This is a genomic window from Peterkaempfera griseoplana, assembly GCF_001418575.1.
Classification (GTDB): Bacteria; Actinomycetota; Actinomycetes; order Streptomycetales; family Streptomycetaceae; genus Peterkaempfera; species Peterkaempfera griseoplana.
Genome location: NZ_LIQR01000772.1, coordinates 1 through 1,672 on the forward strand (window position 1 = coordinate 1; position 1,672 = coordinate 1,672).

1 protein-coding gene is annotated in these 1,672 nt (G+C 71.4%); it reads right to left on the reverse strand.

The window, feature by feature from the left end:
• Window positions 1-256: 256 nt before the first annotated feature.
• Window positions 257-1,498, reverse strand: coding sequence for an ROK family protein (locus AOK09_RS36645; protein WP_055591480.1), 1,242 nt, complete (start codon window positions 1,496-1,498; stop codon window positions 257-259).
• Window positions 1,499-1,672: the final 174 nt, after the last annotated feature.

The following is a 1,672-nucleotide window of genomic DNA, read 5'->3' on the forward strand; positions in this document are numbered from 1 at the left end:
GGTGGGGGGAGCGAGGCGAGTGTCCGCGCGGGGACCGGTCGAACGCCGACCGGAGCGGCACAGGTGCACAGGGAGCAGAAAACGCTCTCAATGCGATCCGCAAGGCCTCGGAGAGCGCTCCCCGAGGGAGTGTCCGGGGCCTGGAACTTGGATGTCAACCCCTGTGACAAAGCTGCGATGCCGCGGCAAAAAGGGTGCCCACAAGGAGGTATGACTGTACGTCAGGTACCATCGCCGCAGGTGGCGGCCGGTGTGCTCAGCCCACCTGGGTATGTCGTCCGGTCCGTGAGGACAGGCTGCCGCCGGAGTCCAGGAAGTGCGAGAGCGGCAGGGCGGCGGCGCCGAGGGTGACCGCGTCCGGCCCCAGACTGCCCAGTTCGATCGCCGTCTTGGCGCGGGGAAAGCTGAAGGCGTAGTCGGTGGCGGCGTCGCGGATGGCGGGCAGCAGCCGGGGCCCCAGCAGCAGTCCGGCCCAGCCGCCGATCACGATGCGTTCCGGGTTGAACAGGTTGATCAGATCGGCGATGGCCGCGCCCAGGTACTCCGCCGCCTCCCGCAGCAGCTCGGCGGCCTTGGAGTGCGGCTGCCGCGCGGCGTCCAGCAGGGCGGCCAGTCCGGCCTTCTCGCTGGTGCCCGGCGGTGCGTCCCCCCACCGTGCGACCAGCGCCTCGGCGCCGACATACGCCTCCAGGCAACCGCGCGCACCGCAGCGGCACGGGCGCCCGCCGACATGCACCCGGGTGTGGCCGAGCTCGCCCGCGCTGCTGGTGGAGCCGCGGAAGCGGGCCCCGTCGGTGATCACGCAGGCGCCGACGCCGGAGCCGAAGAGCACCACCACCGCGTTGCGCGCGCCCCGGCCCGCCCCGAACCACATCTCGGCCTGACCAAGGGTCTTGGCGCCGTTGTCGATGTAGAGCGGCAGATCGGTCCCGGCCCGCAGCAGCCGGCCCAGCGGCACCGCGTCCCAGCCGACGGTGGGTCCGTGGACCACGACGGTGTCCCCGTCGGCCTCCGGGTGGTCCTGCTCGACGATGCCGGGGACCCCGATCCCGACGCCGAGCACGGTGGAGCGGTCCACTCCGGTCCGCTCCAGGACCTCGGACAGACCGGTGAGGATCAGCTCCACCACGTGGCCGACATCGTGCCCGCAGTCGGACAGCGGCTGGTCGCTGGCGGCCAGTTCGGTGAGGGCCAGGTCGAAGAGCGCCACCCGGACCTGGGTCTCCCCGACATCCACCCCGACCAGGTGGGCCAGGCCCGGGGTGACCCTCAGCAGAGTGCGGGGGCGTCCGCCGTCCGACTCCACGGAGCCGCACTCCTCCACCAGCCCGTCGGCCAGCAGCTCGCCCACCACATTGCTGATCGAACCCGAGCTCAGTCCGCTGATCCGGCCCAACTCGTGCCTGCTGAGCGGTCCTTCGAAGTACAGATGGCGCAGCAGCGCCGATCGGCTTCCGCGCCGCAGGTCGCGGACGGTACGCCTGCCTTTTTCGGCCATGGGCTCTCCCTTCGGGCGTCAACCTAGCGGTGATGACACCCTTGACGCCATCTTTTCTCACGGGTTAAATCACGCCGTGAGTTGACCCTCCTGGGCCTGGCGGGGCCACCTCGGCCGCCGTCATGCAACCGCTCAGGCCGCCTTTCCTCCCCACCCCCACCCCCCCCCCGAGCG

Bases quoted from the DNA above. Each gene is read 5' to 3' on its own strand.
- AOK09_RS36645 (WP_055591480.1), bottom strand. From the start codon at position 1,498: ATGGCCGAAAAAGGCAGGCGTACCGTCCGCGACCTGCGGCGCGGAAGC.